This is a genomic window from Litchfieldia alkalitelluris (assembly GCF_002019645.1).
GTDB classification, from domain to species: Bacteria; Bacillota; Bacilli; order Bacillales; family Bacillaceae_L; genus Litchfieldia; species Litchfieldia alkalitelluris.
Genome location: NZ_KV917374.1, coordinates 3,452,656 through 3,469,776 on the forward strand (window position 1 = coordinate 3,452,656; position 17,121 = coordinate 3,469,776).

Below are 17,121 nucleotides of genomic sequence, written 5' to 3' on the forward strand. Positions count from 1 at the left end.
GATTGATGTTTTAATTTTCCCATAATTTCCTTACATTAAAATAGAAGGGAGTGTCTCCCTTCTATTTTAAATGATTTATTCAATTGAGAAAATAAAATTATAAAGTGGCTGATTTCCGTTATGAACTTCTACCTCTATATCTCCAAATTTCTCCTCAATATAGTTTACTAATTCATTCACTTCGTTGTCAGAAGCTTCTTCTCCAACCAGGATTGTTAAGATTTCATCATCTTCATCGATCATTGTATCTAATAAGTTTTTTGCCACATTAATGACTTCTTTATTAGTAACAACAATCTTACCTTCAGCGATCCCCATGAAATCATCTTTAGTAATTTCGATACCGTCAATATTTGTATCTCTTACAGCATAAGTGATTTGACCTGTTTTAACGTTACCTAAGGCAGAATTCATCATGCTCTTATTTTGTTCGGAATCCACAGAAGGGTTGAATGCTAGCATTGCAGCCATTCCTTGAGGAACAGTTTTTGAAGGGATGACAATAATATTTCCTTCCGCCACTGAGGCAGCTTGTTCCGCAGCCATGATAATGTTCTTATTATTAGGTAAGATATATACATTTTCAGCATGAATTTCCTCAATCGCTTTAACAATATCCTCAGTACTCGGATTCATTGTTTGGCCACCTTCAATTACGCCGTTTGCACCTAGGCTTTTAAACATCTCAGAAATACCAGAACCCATAGCAACAGTAACTATACCATAAGTTTGTTTTTCTTTTTTCACTTTAGATGTAGGAGCTGTTTCTTCGATGTATTCGTTTTCTTCATAAAGCAGGTTACTGTGTTGTTCTCTCATGTTTTCTATTTTCATATTAATTAGACTTCCATAGCGTTGACCATATGATAAAACATCACCAGGATGTTCAGCATGAATATGAACCTTGACTAACTCTTCATCAGCAATAACTAATAGAGAATCTCCATGTTTACTTAAATCTTGTCGAAAATCTTCTTCACTAAAAGGTTTTTTAGCCATTTTAGAAGGATCTAGCTTCACCATAAACTCAGTACAATAACCAAACTCTATATCCTCTGTGTTCATATGACTTTGGACACTTCGGTGATGTTCTGCACTAACTAACTCTTTTAATGATGGCATGGAAGCTTGATTTCCTGGAAGCTGCTCACCCTTTAATTCAGCAAGGAACCCTTCGTACACAAATAAAAGTCCTTTACCACCACTATCAACTACACCAACTTCTTTTAGTACAGGAAGTAAGTCAGGGGTGCGATTTAATGAAGCCTGAGCTTCTTTTATTACTTCAGTCATAAGTTTAATAATATCCGTTTCAGTTTCAGATACAGAAACAGCACGCTTTGCAGCATCCTTAGCCACAGTAAGAATAGTTCCTTCAACTGGCTTCATTACTGCCTTATATGCTGTTTGAACACCTGATTCAAGCGCAAGTGCAAAATCACGAGCATCGATTGTTTCTTTCGATTCAATTGCTTTTGAAAAGCCTCTAAATAACTGAGATAAAATAACTCCTGAGTTACCTCTTGCTCCCATTAGCAATCCCTTTGCCAATGCCGATCCTACTTTTCCAATATGAATGGAAACGTTATTTTTCACTTCCTTTGCGCCAGATGTCATGGATAGGTTCATATTTGTACCAGTATCTCCATCTGGAACAGGGAAAACGTTTAGTGAATCCACCAATTTTGCATTATTTGATAAATGAGTAGATCCTTTAATTATCATTTCTGCAAAACGTTTCCCATCTAATCTTGTAATAGACACAGACTTTTTCCTCCTCTTTACGGGTTCGTCACACGAACTCCTTGCACGAAAATATTAACCGAATCTACAGCTAGTCCTACAGTTTGGTTTAAAGTATATTTCACCTTTGTCTGAACATTGTGGGCAACCTCTGAAATTTTCGTACCGTAGCTAACTATAATATACATGTCAATATGTACTTCATCGTTTTCCTGACGAACTATGATACCACGTTTGAAATTTTCTTTTCTCAAAATTTCAGTAATTCCATCTTTCAGTTGATTCTTAGAAGCCATTCCAATAATTCCATAATTCTCAATCGCAGCTCCTCCTGCAATTGTTGCAATCACTTCTGTAGATATATCAATTTGTCCGTATTTCGTTTTTAATTCGATGGACATAATAGTTCCCCCTTTGGAATTGTTCATCTTTGGCTAACAAACATTTTACTATAACTGAGCTGTTTTTGAAAGTAATTCTCTTTAGATTAATAATAGGTGAATTAGACCGATTCAAATGCTTGACCACATCACTCTATATTATTATACAACATTATATAAAATATATGATATCCCTGCCATATAACCTTTTATAACTATTGCAATATCAATTTAGGTGTGATAAATTAGATAAGTGATTTTCATATACTTATGAAAACTTGTATGGTTAGTTTGTGGATGTTAGGAGGGAAATAAATGGCACGTAAATGTGTAATTACAGGTAAAAAAACTCGTTCTGGAAATGCTCGTTCTCACGCTATGAATGCTAATAAACGTACTTGGGGTGCAAACCTTCAAAAAGTTCGTATTTTAGTTGACGGAAAACCTAAACGTGTATATGTATCAGCAAGAGCTCTTAAATCTGGTAAAGTTGAGCGAGTTTAATACTATATAACAAACAAAAAGAAGTCGCTTAACGCGACTTTTCTTGTTTCTAACGCAAGAAACTAAACTTAGAGAAAAGAGAAAGCACCTTTAGAAAGGCGCTTTTTTTTATCCTTTTTTGAATGATCCTAACATTGCACGTACAATACCACCTAAGAACCTCGGTAATTTAATCGTATAAAATTTCATAATTTCCCTCCTCAACACAGGTTTCCACGTTCTTTTTTCTAATCTAAGCAAAACCTTCAAATCAATATAAGTATATTCAAGAAAGAAAAAAGAGTACCATGACATATTAGGTGATGCTTATCTAATTTTAGGTTTCTATAACAATATTAATATGCCATCATGGAATGAATAAGTACCTATTTTATATATAAGTTCATTACTAATACATAGTAGACCTATAACCATATTATGACGAAGAATTCAAAATTATGGTATTTTCTAAAAAAAAACAATCACTTTTAATACATTTTTATAGTAACAAAAAAATGGTTAGCTGCCGTTTTTTCATTCCCACTCAGTAATCTTCCCAGTTGGGGTTTTGAATACGATTTTCCATAAAAAAAGGACAACACCGTTAGGTAAGTAGTTCAGTTTAGGAGTGCAAATTTAAATAGCAGTTCAAATGGAAGTCCATGGACTTCTATTTTATTATGTATTTGTTGATACATTCACTGTAAAATGGCAGTCTTTTCGTAGATGTCACTTTTCATAAGATTATTCACAAAATTCGTCATTCTATAACCAGAGCATATCTACGGTTCAAGTTTGTTTAGAGCCTAAGAAGTTTGATCCTTTATTGAGTGACAAATGAAGCTTAAAAATAAGGGGAGATTTTGCCTTTATATTGCAGAATACAGCTTGGTTAAGGTAAATAAGCGGAGATATCCCGTTAAGCTAAGCTCAATCACCCTCTTTTCATGTTTTCCAAGTAAATTGCGGTGAATTTTCCGCCTATTTTAGTTAATTTCAATAGGATTATCTAAATAAGGGTAATTTTTCCTCTTATTTTTCAGGCCGTTATGCCGATTCCCTCATGCCTCCGCTTCTATTTCGGGCTATAAATAAGGAATTGCTTATTTAACGGGTGCTTTGTTGAAGAAAGAGTCACTTTTCAAACAGTGAACTTGCTATGGATTTTAATTCCTATAAGAGAATGAAAAAAACCATAATGGATAAAATCCGTTATGGTTTTTTACTGCCTTCTGCAAGTGAATTCGCTACATAAATCACAAGACCACAATATTAATTTCAATGTTTTGAATAGGTGTGCGCCTCTTGGCTTGGAAAACACCATTTAAAAATGAATCATATTATATCAAAAAAATAGCATACGAAATATGTTGCGAATTCATATGCAAAAAGTATTGTTTTTTCTTGTTTTGTACTCCTAAACTGAACTTCTTAACCGTTAGTGTTGTCCATCTTTTCGTCTTATTACTGAACTTAAACTGTTATTGTTTAAGCTTCGATATAGCTAGTCCACGATCTTCATTGTTATAAATCGCAGAACCTGCTACTAAAATGGTGGCACCTGCATCGACACAAAGCTTTGCGGTTTTCTCGTTAACCCCACCATCTACTTCGATATCGATGTTTAAACCTTTTTCTTTTATCAAGGCAGAGGCTTCTCTAATCTTTGGTAACACTGATTCAATAAATGACTGTCCTCCAAAACCGGGATTAACAGTCATAAACAAAATCATGTCAATATCCTCAATGATATGCTGAATAGTGGCTACTGGGGTGGCTGGATTTAGAACCACCCCCGCTTTGATTCCAAACGATTTAATTAAACTAATTGTTCGATGTAAATGTCTACATGCCTCAACATGAACAGTTATATAATCAGCCCCCGCTTTAGCAAACTCAGGGATATATTGATCTGGATTTTCAATCATTAAATGGACATCTAAGGGTAACGTTGTTATTGGACGAATTGCATTAACTACTAAGGGACCTATAGTAATGTTTGGTACAAAATGCCCGTCCATTACATCCACATGTATTAAATCTGCTCCACCCTTCTCAACATCTAAGATTTCCTCACCTAATTTAGCAAAATCTGCGGATAGTATTGATGGTGCAATCTTCACCATATCTTAATACCTCGGCTTTCTATCTTTTATTTCGTCCAGAAATTGGACATAGTGCTCATATCTATAGTCTTGAATATTCCCTGCATCAACGGCTTCCTTTACTGAGCATTTTGGCTCAGAAGTATGTGTACAACCACGGAATTTACAGCCTTTACTGTAATCTTGAATTTCTGGAAAACAATCATTTAAATCTTCTACTTCAATACCTGTAAATTCCAATGAGCTAAATCCGGGTGTATCAGCAACAAAGCCTGTTCCGACTTTTATCAATTCAACATGTCTAGTTGTATGTTTACCCCTTCCTAGATGTGTTGAAATATTATCCGTTTTAAGACCTAGCTCAGGACGTAGCACGTTTAGAAGAGAAGATTTCCCTACTCCTGATTGTCCTGCGAACACGGAAATTCTATCTTCAAGTAATGGCATCAATACTTGAATACCTTCTAAATCAATCGTAGAAGTTAAAATTACCTTATAACCTATTTTTTGATAATGTTCCGCATGTGCGTCAATTTGTTTCTTAGCTTCTATTGGGATTAAATCTGTCTTACTTATACAAATGATAGGCTCAATGTAATTTGCTTCGATTAATACAAGGAAACGATCAAGCAGCAGTGAACTAAAATCAGGTTCTACTGCTGAAAACACAAGAATGGCTTGATCCACATTAACAATTGGAGGTCTGATAAGTTCATTTTTTCGACTCTTAACCTCTAAAATATAACCTTCTTGGTCATTATCTGCTTGATAGACTACCTGATCACCAACCAACGGTGTAACTTTATTTTTACGAAAAACACCTCGTCCACGGCATTGTATTATCTCATTGTCATGATTTAATACATAGTAAAAGCCACTTAAAGCTTTAATGATTTTGCCATCAGGCATATTTCCACTCCTTGCTACTCATCTTCATATGGAATTTCTTTATTTTCTATTAATTTCCCATCAACTAATAACCAATACATGCCGTTCTCTCCAAACGAGATTTGGAAAGTAACTGTTATGGTTTCTGGTTTCGTAGTTTCAAACGAATCATAAATATCGGTACTTTTATGATTGTTATCTTGGATATACAATACCACTTGCTGTGGTGCACCCTCTTCAGTTGGTTCATATGGTATAGATATGGTAACCGTTTTTTCCTTCGGTTCCTTTTCTTCTGGTCCTAACGAGAACACAAGATTAATTGTATCTTTTTTTTCTAGCTCAGTACCTGGTTCAGGAGACTGTGAAATCACATACCCTTTTGGGATATCCTCGCTATATTCTTCATCACGGTTAATGTTCAGTTCATTATCAACAGTATACTCATCCACCGCAGCTTCAGTCCAACCTACAAGGTTTTTTAGTTTGATTTTTGGAGGACCTTGACTGACTACAAACGTTACTTCAGTCTCTCCGGGAATAACCTCTTCACCTTCATTGATTGATTGCGAGATAATCGTACCTGGGTCTTTCTCATCATTGATTAGTTCAGTGTGTATATTTAGATAACCCTCTCGATATAACTGTTCTTCTGCATCTTCAATATTACTGTCTACGTAGTTACGAAATGCACTCTTTTGCTTTCCTGTACTTTCATAAATGGTAACACTAGAACCTTCCCGTACAATCGTATTCGCTTTAGGCTCGGTCCTTATTACATGGCCTTCTGCAATCTCTTCATGAGCCTGGTTAATTGGGTCCTCAACATTTAAGCCCAGTTTGACCAATTCTTTTAAAGCATCATCATATTTGACATTTGATAAATCAGGAATAGTTACTTCCTTTGGTAATAATAAGGACGGTATCACGGTGACTGCTGCAATTCCTGCAGCACCCATTATCAGAAAAATGGTTAGGAGAATAACTAATATTTTATTTTTCTTTTTCCCTGGTTTTACAGATTTCTCTGGTGGTTTTGTATCTTCATTTGTCTTTGCTTCCGACCGAACTAACGTTTCTTGATTAGTAGAATAATTATCCTTAATTACGGGTATAGCCTTAGTAATCTCGTTATCTATAGGAGTCTCAAATCTAGCCTCGTTAATTCTAGTAGGGTTCAAAGCTGATTTTATATCCTCTTCCATTTCTTCAACAGTCTCATATCGATGAAAAGGGTCTTTCGCTGTGGACTTAAGAATAATATTTTCAACACTCTGTGGTATCGCTGGATTCCACCTCTTAGGCGATGGAGTTTCTGTTTGCAAATGCTTTAAAGCAATTGAAACGGCAGATTCCCCCTCAAACGGTACACGGCCCGTTAATAACTCAAATAAAACGATACCTAACGAATATATATCAGATTTATTTGTAGCCATTCCTCCTCGAGCTTGCTCAGGAGAAAGGTAGTGAACAGAACCTAGAACTGAGTTTGTTTGTGTAATCGTTGTTGAACTAAGAACAACTGCAATACCAAAGTCAGTCACCTTGACTGTTCCATCACTGTCAACTAATATATTTTGCGGCTTTATATCTCTATGAACGATATGATTATGATGGGCATGTGAAATAGCTGATGTTAATTGTTCAATGATGTCTAGGGCTTCTTTTGAATCAAGTGGTGCATTTTTTTGTATGTACTGTTTTAGTGTCTTGCCCGGGACATACTCCATCACAATATAATAAATATCGTCCTCTTCACCAACATCATAAATGCTAACAATATTTGGATGAGCTAAACTGGTTGCCGAATGGGCTTCTCGTCTGAAACGTTTAATTAATTCCTCATCGTTTGAAAAATCTAATCGAAGAACTTTAATCGCTACATCCCGTTCAAGAATCATGTCACGTGCTAAATACACGTTCGCCATGCCCCCGCCCCCAATGACCTCTAAAATCTTATAGCGGCCACTAAGTCGTCTTCCAATGAGCATTCCCATCACCCACTTTCACTCATAGACAGATACTGAACAATAACAACGGTTATATTATCTTCCCCACCGTTATCATTTGCCAATTGGATTAGATATTCAGCCTTCTTGTCTAATTCTTTCGATGAAGATAATACATTTTTTATTTCTGAATCCTGAACTTTATTCGTTAAGCCATCCGAACAAAGTATAAGGAAATCTTCCTCTTCAAGAATCATTGTTTTCATATCCATTTCGACTTGTTTCTCTGTCCCTAAAGCACGTAAAATAACATTTTTCCTGGGATGGTGCTCAGCATCTTCTTTTGAAATTTGGCCAGACCTAACTAACTCGTTTACTAAAGTATGATCACTAGTTACTTGGTTAAAACCACTCCCATTTAATACATAACAGCGACTGTCCCCAATATGGGCAATCGACGCGAATGTAGGTGTGCATATCGCTGCGTCGATTGTTGTCCCCATACCCAAACATTCAGTATTATCTTGTGAATGCTTGTACAATCTTTCATTTAGAAGGTTTATATGTTCTCTTAACCATTTTTCCGCAACATCAGGACCATTTATATGACTTGTTGGTTCCCAATACTCTTTTAAAAGAGAGGTTGCCATTGAACTTGCTACATCACCGGCACGGTGTCCACCCATTCCATCAGCTACAACTGCAAGTGTGATGCCATCTTTATTTATGAACACTCCACAGCTATCCTCGTTATGATGTCTAACTTTCCCCCGGTCAGATAAACTAACTGCCTTCATAACTTCACCTCGTCTCCTCTTTTCGCTCCTTTGCACGTAATTGACCGCAAGCTGCATCAATATCATGACCGTGCTCTCTACGAATGGTAACATTTATCTTATGTTTCTTTAATGTTTTCTCAAATTCAAAGATTTGATCTCTAGGTGTTCTTACATAGTCTCTCTCAGGAACATAATTTACCGGGATTAAATTGATATGACAATTAATTCCCTTTATCAAGTTGGCTAATTCTTCAGCATGTTCTACTTGATCATTTACTCCTCCAAATAAACCATACTCAAAACTCACTCTTCTCCCTGTTTTATCCACGTAATAACGAATGGCTTCCATCAGATCCGGTAGCTTGTATGCTCGATTGATCGGCATAAGCTTCCCTCTAATCTCGTTATTCGGAGCGTGTAATGATAACGCAAAGTTGATTTGTAAATTTTCATCAGCAAATTGATAAATTTTCGGAATAATTCCACTCGTTGAAACTGTAATATGTCTTGCCCCGATATTTAGCCCTTGATCATGATTAATAATTTTCAGAAAGGCCAACATTTCATCATAGTTATCAAAAGGTTCTCCTATTCCCATGATAACAACATGACTTACACGTTCACCAAGTTCATCCAGTGCTTGTTGAACTTTTACCACCTGAGCCACGATTTCTCCAGCTTCAAGATTACGTTTTAATCCACCTAATGTGGATGCACAGAATGTACAGCCTATTCTACATCCTACTTGGGTTGTAACACATACTGAATTCCCATAATTATGTCTCATTAAGACTGTTTCTATCGAATAACCATCTTGAAGCTCAAATAAGAATTTCATTGTCCCATCTTTAGATGTTTGCTGAATGATTGTTTTTAACGTCGTAAACTTAAAGTGATTCTCTAGTTTTTCTCTTAATGATTTAGAGAGATTGCTCATGTCAGCAAATGAAGTGACCCTCTTTGAATATAACCATTCAAAAATTTGTGTCGCACGGAAAGGTTTTTCTCCATTATCCTTAAGCCATGTTTTAAGGTCATCTAACTCTAGCGTATATATAGATGGTTTCTTTTCAGTTACATCCTCTGTATTTCCTGTTGTCTTAACTTCTTCCATTTAACATTACACCTGCTTTCTAATACTCGCAATAAAAAATCCATCACTTCCAAAGTAATGTGGTAATATTTGAACAGTCCCACCTTTTATGTATGGTTGAACTTTGCACGGTAAACGGTTTGATAGTTCATCATCCAGTTTATAATTGTGGTGTTGATTAAGAAATTCCGCTACTACCTCTTCATTTTCCTCTTTATCAACTGTACAAGTACTATAAACCAATATGCCACCTTTTTTCAATAACGGAGCAACAGCATTCAGAATCGATAGTTGAATGTTCTTTAGTTGATAGATATCATTCTCGTTTTTTGAATACTTAATATCTGGCTTTCTGCGTATTACACCAAACCCTGAGCAAGGGGCATCAACTAAAATCTTATCAAACGATTCATTTTCAAACTGATCTGAAGCAGTCCGGCTATCTAAGACTTGTGGTGTTACATTGGTTAGTCCTAGGCGACTTACTTGTTCAGCTATTAATTTAACCTTATGTTCATGCAGGTCAAGGGAGGTTACAGAACCAGTATTATTCAATAACTCAGCAATATGAGTTGTCTTTCCCCCTGGTGCTGCACAGCTATCCAATATGGATTCATCTTTAGTTACTCCAAGTGCATGTCCCACCAACATAGAACTTTCATCTTGAATGGTTACAAGGCCGTCCTTAAATAATGAAGATGAAGCAATATTGCCCTTACCTATTTTGATACTGTCAGGAGCTAGTTCCCCAGCTGTAGCTTCAATACCCTTATCCTTTAATTGAGCTAACACTTCGTCTAATGTTGTTTTCGTCAGATTTACTCGTGCCGTTTGTTCTGGTGGAATAAGGTTTATTTCACAAATTTTCTTTGCTTCTTCGTATCCAAAATGCTCAATCCATCTCTTTACTAGCCAATTAGGATGACTCGTTTCAACGGCTAACCTTTCAATAGGATCACTAATTTCCTCGAAGCTAGGTATTCCATTTCTTTGAATATTTCTTAACACACCATTAACCATAGAAGCAATCCCTTTGTGCCCTCGTTTCTTAGCTATTTCAACTGCTTCAAAGATGACTGCTCTTTCTGGAATACGATCTAGATAAACCATTTGATATATTGACATTCTTAATAAAACGACAACCCATTGTTCGACCTTCTTTTTATTGTTAATAAAGCTAGAAAGGATAAAATCTAGTGCTTCTTTTCTTTGAATGGTCCCATAGACAATTTCCGTTAGTAAACCAGTGTCTTTACTTGAAAGGTTATACTTCTGAATCATTTTATTTAAGAGCAAATTGCTATAGGCCTGATTTTTTTCAATAGATACAAGAATATCGATTACAACTTCTCTTACATTTTTATTTGTCATTTGCAATTATCCTAACTTTTCACCAATTTGTAGTTTGGTCCCTCTTAGAAACTGTTCAGCTGTCATTCTTTTTTTCCCTGCTGGTTGCAGCTCTATAATTTTTATATACGTTTGATCACCAGTCGAGACAATAATTGTATCACTTCCCACTTCAGCTATAACACCACATTCATTTGATTCATTCATCTCAATTTTCTCTGCCCACCAAACTTTTATAACCTCACCATTTAATTTGGTATAGGCAACTGGCCATGGATGTAATCCACGAATGTGATTATATATATCTTTACCTGATTGAGACCAATCTATTTTTTCTTGTTCCCGTTTAATGTTATAAGCAAAGGTTGCTTGTGTGTCATCTTGTTTTATTGGAGTTAATTTCCCTGCAAGGAGCATAGGAATTGTTTCTGATAAAAGCTTAGAACCCGCAACACTTAACTTGTCATGTAAAGAACCTACATGATCGTCCTCTAAAATAGGGATTTCCACCTGAGTTAAAATGTCACCTGCATCTAATTTCTTTACCATATACATAATTGTCACGCCAGTCTTCTTTTTCCCCTGAAGTATAGCATAATGGATTGGAGCGCCTCCCCTAAGCTCAGGTAATAGGGATGCATGGACATTAATACAACCATATTTTGGAGCTTCCAATACTTCAACTGGTAAAATTTGTCCGAAAGCCGCGGTAACAATTAAATCAGGCTTAAGAGCTAATACTTTTTCTGATTCATTTGGATCCTTAATCTTTTCTGGCTGCAATACGGAAATGCCATGCTTTTCGGCTTCTACCTTTACAGGAGGCGGTGTTAATACTCTTTTTCTTCCAACCGGTCTGTCAGGTTGCGTAACAACCCCAACTACATTATAGCCATCCTCAATTAATTGTCTTAAAACAGGAACTGAGAAATCAGGTGTTCCCATAAATACGATTCTTTCCATATTACCCTACCCTTCTAATTCGCCTTCTTCATAATACCTAATGACCTTTGTTGTGAACAAAATCCCATCTAGATGGTCAATTTCATGCTGAATAGCTCTAGCCAGAAAACCTTCTGCCTCCAAAACAAATGTTTTTCCACGACGATTTTGAGCTCGCACTTTAATTGAATCTGAGCGTTTAACCTCACCAAAAAGATCCGGAAAACTCAAACATCCTTCAGGTCCAGTTTGTTCCCCGTTAGATTCAATAATCGTTGGGTTGATGAAGTCAATGCGACCGTTTTTATCGCCAATATCAACGATAGCAATTCTTTTAGAGATTCCAATTTGAGGGGCTGCTAAGCCAACTCCGTCTGCTTCAAGCATTGTATCATACATACTATTTAGTAACTTATTTAAGCTTGAGTCAAATTGGGTAACTCTTTCACACGGTTTTTCTAAAACTTCTGCTGGATACTCTACGATAGGTAAGATTGCCAATTCTTTTCCCCCAACTGCATATGTATTCTCATATGGTAATTAATTTTCATTATTACCATAGAGTTAAATAATTAATAATTTTACATTAAAATATATGGATTTAAGTCAAATGACAGATTTAGAGACTGCTGAGAGATTTCTCGTTGATATCGAGTTAAAATTTGTTTTAATATACTCGTTAAATCCGGTTCCTGCTTGTATTTTATCATGCATTGATATCTATATCTATTATTGATCCTTGGAATAGGAGATGCAACGGGTCCAAGGATAATGGTTTGATCTGAAAGAGAATTCCGTAAGAAAGCTGTGATTTTTTCTGCAACATCAACAACTTTTGTAATTTCCGGATGAGATATCGTTAATAGTGCCATAAAATAAAATGGAGGGTACGAATGAAGCTTTCGAATCATCATTTCATTTTGATAAAACGTATCATAATCATGTTTGCTGGCTAGCTGAACACTATAATGTTCAGGGGTATAGGTTTGGACAACTACTTCACCAGGCAATTCATGCCTACCCGCTCTCCCACTCACCTGTGTTAATAACTGAAACGTCTTTTCAGAAGCTCTAAAATCAGGAAGATGCAGCATTGTATCAGCTGTTAAGACACCCACTAGGGTCACTCTAGGGAAGTCTAGACCTTTTGCAATCATTTGTGTACCTAGTAATATATCAGCTCTTCCATCTCCAAAATCATTTAATAGTCGTTCATGTGCACCTTTTCTACTTGTGGTATCCACATCCATTCGGATTACTCTGGCTTCAGGTAAAATTTTTGTTAATTCTTCTTCTACTTTTTGTGTACCAGTTCCAAAAAAACGAATATGTTGACTATCACATTCAGGACACTTACTTGGCATAGCTAATTCATATGCACAATAATGACACTTCAGGGAGTGATTTGTCCTGTGGTATGTTAGAGAAATGTCACAGTGTGGACAATTCATAACAAAACCACAATCCCTACACATAACAAACGACGAATAACCACGTCGGTTAAGCAAAAGTACTGATTGCTCTTTTCTCTCTAGCCGATTCGTTAATTTCTCAAATAAAGAGGTAGAAAACATCGAGCGGTTACCGTTCCTTAGTTCTTCTCTCATATCGACAATTTCCACAGCCGGCATGCTCTGCTTCTTTACTCTTTCCTTAAGTGTTAGAAGAGAGTAGACTTCTTTGCTAGCCCTTGCAAATGACTCTAAAGTAGGTGTTGCACTACCTAAAACCACAGGACAATTGTGATACTGCCCCCTAAAGATAGCAACATCTTTCGCATGATAACGAGGGTTTTCCTCCTGTTTATAACTGGTTTCATGTTCTTCATCAATGATAATAATCCCTAAATTTTCAAAAGGAGCAAAAACAGCTGATCTGGCCCCAACCACTAATTTAACTTCTTTACGGTGAATTCTTCGCCATTCATCATATTTTTCACCTGTGCCTAACCCACTATGAAGGACAGCTACTTTTGAACCAAATCTCCCCTTAAATCGTTTAACCATCTGTGGTGTTAATGAAATCTCGGGAACTAATACAATTGCTTCTTTACCTTGATTTAAGACAGCGTCAATTGATTGAAGGTAAACTTCTGTTTTCCCGCTACCCGTTACACCGTAAAGAAGGAATACCTTATGAAGGACATCTTCAATTGAATCTAAGATCGGGCTAATTACTTTTGATTGTTCCTCGGTCAATGGTAAGGCAGTGGTTTTCTCAAAGTGATGGTGTTCAAAAGGATCTCGATAAGCTTCAACATTGATTTGCTTTAGTACACCTTTTTTTATTAGTGTTTTGATTGATGCTTCAGTACAATTTAAGTTAGTTATAAGTTCCTTTATTTCAACCGATTTTGGATGCTCTAAAAAATACGAAAGAATCTCCTTTTGTTTTATTGCTTGTGGAGGTAATCCCTTACTTAAGTCATCTAAATCATTGGCTGAAAGTATTGGCTGTATATGTCTTACCGTCTTTTTGTTTGCACGATCCTTTACTTTATAGACAACCTCAAGTAGACCAGCTTGAAGCTCTTTTTGTATAGATTTAAAGAGATTCTTGTTTTCAATTTCTTCCCACCCCAAGCGGTCGCTTGATCCAAATAATAGTTTGATACTAGGATCTAATACTTCAAAAGCCTCTTTTGAGATTAATTTAATTTCCTTTTCATATTTCGCCCTCATAGCTGCTGGTAACATCACCTGTAGCGCAGAAATCATAAAGCATAATGTCTTGTCAGTTAACCATTCACCAACCTGCAGAAGCTCCTTATTTAGAACTGGAACTAAATCTAATACGGTGTGGATTTTTTTCAACTTTTCCACTTCAGTCGTATCCCTGATTTCCATCACAAAACCTTGCACTTTTCTTGGGCCAAAGGGAACAATAACGCGCATTCCTGGTTGAATAAAATCAATCCATTCAGTTGGAATAAGATAATCAAAAAGCCGATCTGTTTGCATTGCTGGAACATCAACTACAACACTAGCTACTTTCATTGTTTATCTTTCTCTAGTAACCTAGATACTTCCTCAATGATTCGTTTGGCTACATCGCTTTTTGACATCAACGGTAAATCACTATATGTCCCGTCTTTTTTATATAATGTCACTTTATTTGTCTCAGTTCCAAAACCTGCGCCTTCTTCTTTAATATTATTCGCCACAATCATGTCTAAGTTCTTAGTGGCTAGCTTCTTATTCGCGTATTCCTCTACATGATCTGTTTCCGCTGCGAATCCTATTAATAATTGGTGGTTTTTATTTTCACCGAGAGTTTTTAAGATATCAATCGTTCTTTCCAATTCAATGGTGATGTTCCCTGACTGCTTTTTCACCTTATTTTCATGTACTAATTTAGGACGATAATCTGCAACAGCAGCCGACTTTATTACAACATCAGCATGTTCATAATGCTCCATTACCTTCTCGTACATTTCCTGCGCTGTTTCTACTTTAATAAGATTCACATGATCTGGACATTCAAGCGTCGTTGGGCCTGAGATTAAAATAACCTCTGCACCATAATTAGAGGCTTGTTCTGCGAGTGCATATCCCATCTTTCCACTAGATAGATTAGATAAAAATCGAACAGGGTCAATTGCTTCTCTTGTAGGTCCGGCAGTAATCAGAAATTTCTTCTTATGCAGTACCTTACTATTTTTAGCAAAAAAACTTTCTAGCACCTCAACAATTCGTTCCGGTTCCTCTAGTCTCCCTTTACCTACATAACCACATGCTAAATGCCCTTCAGATGGTTCGATAAAACGATATCCGAAGCTTGAAAGTGTCGCTATATTTTTGATTACCGCTGGATGGTTATACATATGTACATTCATTGCGGGCGCTATCCAAACTGGAGCCGTAGTTGCAAGAAGTGTAGTAGTTAGCATGTTATCTGCGATTCCGTGAGCTAGTTTTGCAATTACATTTGCTGTAGCGGGAGCAATAATCACTATGTCGGCCCAATCAGCTAAATCTATGTGAGCGATTACCTCTGGATTTTTTTCATTAAATGTATCATCAAAAACGTCATTGCGTGATAATGCTTGAAATGTCAGAGGGTTCACAAACTGCTTGGCAGATTCACTCATAATCACCTTAACAATTGCCCCTGCTTGAGTTAATTTGCTTGTTAATGCAGCAGCTTTATAAACTGCGATTCCACCACTAACACAAAGTAGTATTTTTTTATTATTTAGCATAACCTTTCCCCCGCTTCCGACTTGTATAATAGATGCATTTTTAGGGACTTTGTTTTATTAAAACCCTCATGGCCAAAAAGAAAAAATTTCTATGTAAGCTATTTTCATAAACATTGTTGCTTTTGAAAAGTCTATTAAATTCATAATAACTAAGTAGAGTGGCATCTTTTCTGCCAAATTAAAAACAGCATCCTAAAAAAACACTGTATTAACTTTAAACAAAGTCAATTAGCAACAACCTTTAAGAAAAGAGCCATTATGTAATTATGAAATATCCAAAGAATAAAACTCTTAAAAAAAGAGGTGTCCCAATTTACACTTTACTCGGGACGACCTCTTTGGAGCTATTCTGCATTCGTAGTAGTAGGTGATGTGTCAACATTCTCTTTTTTATCTGTAGTGTAGGTTAATACACCCGCATTTATTTCCTCTAAGGCTTTTCCAACAAATTTGTGTGAGCGAGGTTTCACCATTCTTTGATCCTTATTTTGTTGCATTAAACGTGCGCGCTTTGCCGCAACTGTAACCAGTGTATATTTAGAATCTAACTTATTCATTAGTACATCAATTGATGGGTATAACATATTATAACTCCGCCTCCATTATTCTTTTATATCGTCGTGCAACTCTTTCACGTTTGCAATGCTCAGCTGTAACAATAGACATGACACGTTCACAAGCAAGTTCCACTTGATCATTTTCAACTACATAATCATATGCATCCATCATTTCTATTTCTTCTCTAGCCACTTTCATTCTGTTATTTATTAAATCTTCAGATTCAGTACCTCTAGTTACAATCCTATTTTTTAATTCACTTAAACTAGGTGGCATTAAGAAAATAAATAATCCTTCAGGAAATGCCTTACGTACCTGAAGAGCGCCTTGCACTTCAATCTCAAGAAATACATCTCTACCTTTTTGAAGCGTTTCTTCTACATAATCAACAGGAGTACCATAATAATTCCCAACATACTCTGCCCATTCTAGCAGCTTTCCTGCTTCCATTAAGTTCTCAAATTCCTCTCTAGATTTAAAGAAATAGTCAACACCGTCTACTTCTCCTTCACGAGGCTTTCTTGTTGTCATTGAAATAGAATATTGCAGCTTTGTATCAGGTCTTGAAAATAGTTCTTTTCGCACAGTCCCTTTCCCAACACCGGACGGTCCAGAAAGAACAATTAATAATCCTCTTTCTATCATAATAT

Annotated in this window: 16 protein-coding genes; 1 reads left to right on the plus strand and 15 read right to left on the minus strand. The window is 36.2% G+C overall.

What is annotated here, in order from left to right:
• Positions 1 to 75 precede the first annotated feature (75 nt).
• On the minus strand, positions 76 to 1,764 hold the full coding sequence (locus BK579_RS16105) for a DAK2 domain-containing protein (RefSeq protein ID WP_078547206.1): 1,689 nt from the start codon (positions 1,762 to 1,764) through the stop codon (positions 76 to 78).
• A 17-nt stretch (positions 1,765 to 1,781) separates the two neighbouring features.
• Positions 1,782 to 2,144 (minus strand): Asp23/Gls24 family envelope stress response protein, encoded by a 363-nt coding sequence (locus BK579_RS16110; RefSeq protein ID WP_078547208.1) that lies wholly within the window; start codon positions 2,142 to 2,144, stop codon positions 1,782 to 1,784.
• A gap of 294 nt (positions 2,145 to 2,438) precedes the next feature.
• Between BK579_RS16110 and rpmB the strand changes: the two genes are divergently transcribed.
• The gene (gene rpmB / locus BK579_RS16115; RefSeq protein WP_078547210.1) at positions 2,439 to 2,627 is read left to right on the plus strand and encodes a 50S ribosomal protein L28; all 189 of its coding nucleotides are present in this window, start codon (positions 2,439 to 2,441) and stop codon (positions 2,625 to 2,627) included.
• Positions 2,628 to 2,735: 108 nt separating this feature from the next.
• Here the strand turns inward: rpmB and spoVM are convergent, their stop codons facing one another.
• From spoVM to gmk, 13 genes are all read right to left on the minus strand, one after another.
• Positions 2,736 to 2,816, minus strand: coding sequence for a stage V sporulation protein SpoVM (spoVM, locus tag BK579_RS16120; protein WP_057996873.1), 81 nt, complete (start codon positions 2,814 to 2,816; stop codon positions 2,736 to 2,738).
• 1,271 nt (positions 2,817 to 4,087) lie between these two features.
• A complete protein-coding gene (gene rpe / locus BK579_RS16125; RefSeq protein WP_078547212.1) occupies positions 4,088 to 4,732 on the minus strand; it encodes a ribulose-phosphate 3-epimerase in 645 nt (214 codons plus the stop codon).
• 3 nt (positions 4,733 to 4,735) lie between these two features.
• On the minus strand, positions 4,736 to 5,620 hold the full coding sequence (rsgA, locus tag BK579_RS16130) for a ribosome small subunit-dependent GTPase A (protein WP_078547214.1): 885 nt from the start codon (positions 5,618 to 5,620) through the stop codon (positions 4,736 to 4,738).
• Positions 5,621 to 5,634: 14 nt separating this feature from the next.
• On the minus strand, positions 5,635 to 7,590 hold the full coding sequence (gene pknB / locus BK579_RS16135; RefSeq protein ID WP_078550636.1) for a Stk1 family PASTA domain-containing Ser/Thr kinase: 1,956 nt from the start codon (positions 7,588 to 7,590) through the stop codon (positions 5,635 to 5,637).
• Between the two features lie 5 nt (positions 7,591 to 7,595).
• Positions 7,596 to 8,345 carry a Stp1/IreP family PP2C-type Ser/Thr phosphatase gene (locus tag BK579_RS16140; protein WP_078547216.1) on the minus strand — a complete coding sequence of 250 codons (750 nt, stop codon included), beginning with the start codon at positions 8,343 to 8,345 and terminating at the stop codon, positions 7,596 to 7,598.
• 4 nt (positions 8,346 to 8,349) lie between these two features.
• A complete protein-coding gene (gene rlmN / locus BK579_RS16145) occupies positions 8,350 to 9,441 on the minus strand; it encodes a dual-specificity RNA methyltransferase RlmN (protein WP_078547218.1) in 1,092 nt (363 codons plus the stop codon).
• A 6-nt stretch (positions 9,442 to 9,447) separates the two neighbouring features.
• On the minus strand, positions 9,448 to 10,791 hold the full coding sequence (gene rsmB, locus BK579_RS16150; RefSeq protein WP_078547220.1) for a 16S rRNA (cytosine(967)-C(5))-methyltransferase RsmB: 1,344 nt from the start codon (positions 10,789 to 10,791) through the stop codon (positions 9,448 to 9,450).
• Between the two features lie 6 nt (positions 10,792 to 10,797).
• Positions 10,798 to 11,733, minus strand: coding sequence for a methionyl-tRNA formyltransferase (fmt, locus tag BK579_RS16155; RefSeq protein ID WP_078547222.1), 936 nt, complete (start codon positions 11,731 to 11,733; stop codon positions 10,798 to 10,800).
• A gap of 6 nt (positions 11,734 to 11,739) precedes the next feature.
• Positions 11,740 to 12,213, minus strand: coding sequence for a peptide deformylase (gene def, locus BK579_RS16160; RefSeq protein ID WP_078547224.1), 474 nt, complete (start codon positions 12,211 to 12,213; stop codon positions 11,740 to 11,742).
• 80 nt (positions 12,214 to 12,293) lie between these two features.
• Positions 12,294 to 14,708: a primosomal protein N' gene (gene priA / locus BK579_RS16165; RefSeq protein WP_078547226.1), complete on the minus strand. Its 2,415-nt coding sequence runs from the start codon at positions 14,706 to 14,708 to the stop codon at positions 12,294 to 12,296.
• A complete protein-coding gene (gene coaBC, locus BK579_RS16170) occupies positions 14,705 to 15,913 on the minus strand; it encodes a bifunctional phosphopantothenoylcysteine decarboxylase/phosphopantothenate--cysteine ligase CoaBC (RefSeq protein WP_078547228.1) in 1,209 nt (402 codons plus the stop codon). Before coaBC ends, priA begins: the two co-directional genes overlap by 4 nt.
• A gap of 344 nt (positions 15,914 to 16,257) precedes the next feature.
• Positions 16,258 to 16,497: a DNA-directed RNA polymerase subunit omega gene (gene rpoZ, locus BK579_RS16175; RefSeq protein ID WP_078547230.1), complete on the minus strand. Its 240-nt coding sequence runs from the start codon at positions 16,495 to 16,497 to the stop codon at positions 16,258 to 16,260.
• 1 nt (position 16,498) lies between these two features.
• Positions 16,499 to 17,116, minus strand: coding sequence for a guanylate kinase (gmk, locus tag BK579_RS16180; RefSeq protein ID WP_078547232.1), 618 nt, complete (start codon positions 17,114 to 17,116; stop codon positions 16,499 to 16,501).
• Between the last annotated feature and the right edge of the window lie 5 nt (positions 17,117 to 17,121).

Excerpts from the sequence above, each read along its gene's own strand:
- coaBC (WP_078547228.1), bottom strand. The coding sequence starts at position 15,913 with ATGCTAAATAATAAAAAAATACTACTTTGTGTTAGTGGTGGAATCGCA.
- gmk (WP_078547232.1), bottom strand. The coding sequence starts at position 17,116 with ATGATAGAAAGAGGATTATTAATTGTTCTTTCTGGACCGTCCGGTGTT.
- rsgA (WP_078547214.1), bottom strand. The coding sequence starts at position 5,620 with ATGCCTGATGGCAAAATCATTAAAGCTTTAAGTGGCTTTTACTATGTA.
- BK579_RS16110 (WP_078547208.1), bottom strand. The coding sequence starts at position 2,144 with ATGTCCATCGAATTAAAAACGAAATACGGACAAATTGATATATCTACA.
- priA (WP_078547226.1), bottom strand. The coding sequence starts at position 14,708 with ATGAAAGTAGCTAGTGTTGTAGTTGATGTTCCAGCAATGCAAACAGAT.
- BK579_RS16140 (WP_078547216.1), bottom strand. The coding sequence starts at position 8,345 with ATGAAGGCAGTTAGTTTATCTGACCGGGGGAAAGTTAGACATCATAAC.
- rlmN (WP_078547218.1), bottom strand. The coding sequence starts at position 9,441 with ATGGAAGAAGTTAAGACAACAGGAAATACAGAGGATGTAACTGAAAAG.
- rpoZ (WP_078547230.1), bottom strand. The coding sequence starts at position 16,497 with ATGTTATACCCATCAATTGATGTACTAATGAATAAGTTAGATTCTAAA.
- rpe (WP_078547212.1), bottom strand. The coding sequence starts at position 4,732 with ATGGTGAAGATTGCACCATCAATACTATCCGCAGATTTTGCTAAATTA.
- rsmB (WP_078547220.1), bottom strand. The coding sequence starts at position 10,791 with ATGACAAATAAAAATGTAAGAGAAGTTGTAATCGATATTCTTGTATCT.
- pknB (WP_078550636.1), bottom strand. The coding sequence starts at position 7,590 with ATGCTCATTGGAAGACGACTTAGTGGCCGCTATAAGATTTTAGAGGTC.
- rpmB (WP_078547210.1), top strand. The coding sequence starts at position 2,439 with ATGGCACGTAAATGTGTAATTACAGGTAAAAAAACTCGTTCTGGAAAT.
- fmt (WP_078547222.1), bottom strand. The coding sequence starts at position 11,733 with ATGGAAAGAATCGTATTTATGGGAACACCTGATTTCTCAGTTCCTGTT.
- spoVM (WP_057996873.1), bottom strand. The coding sequence starts at position 2,816 with ATGAAATTTTATACGATTAAATTACCGAGGTTCTTAGGTGGTATTGTA.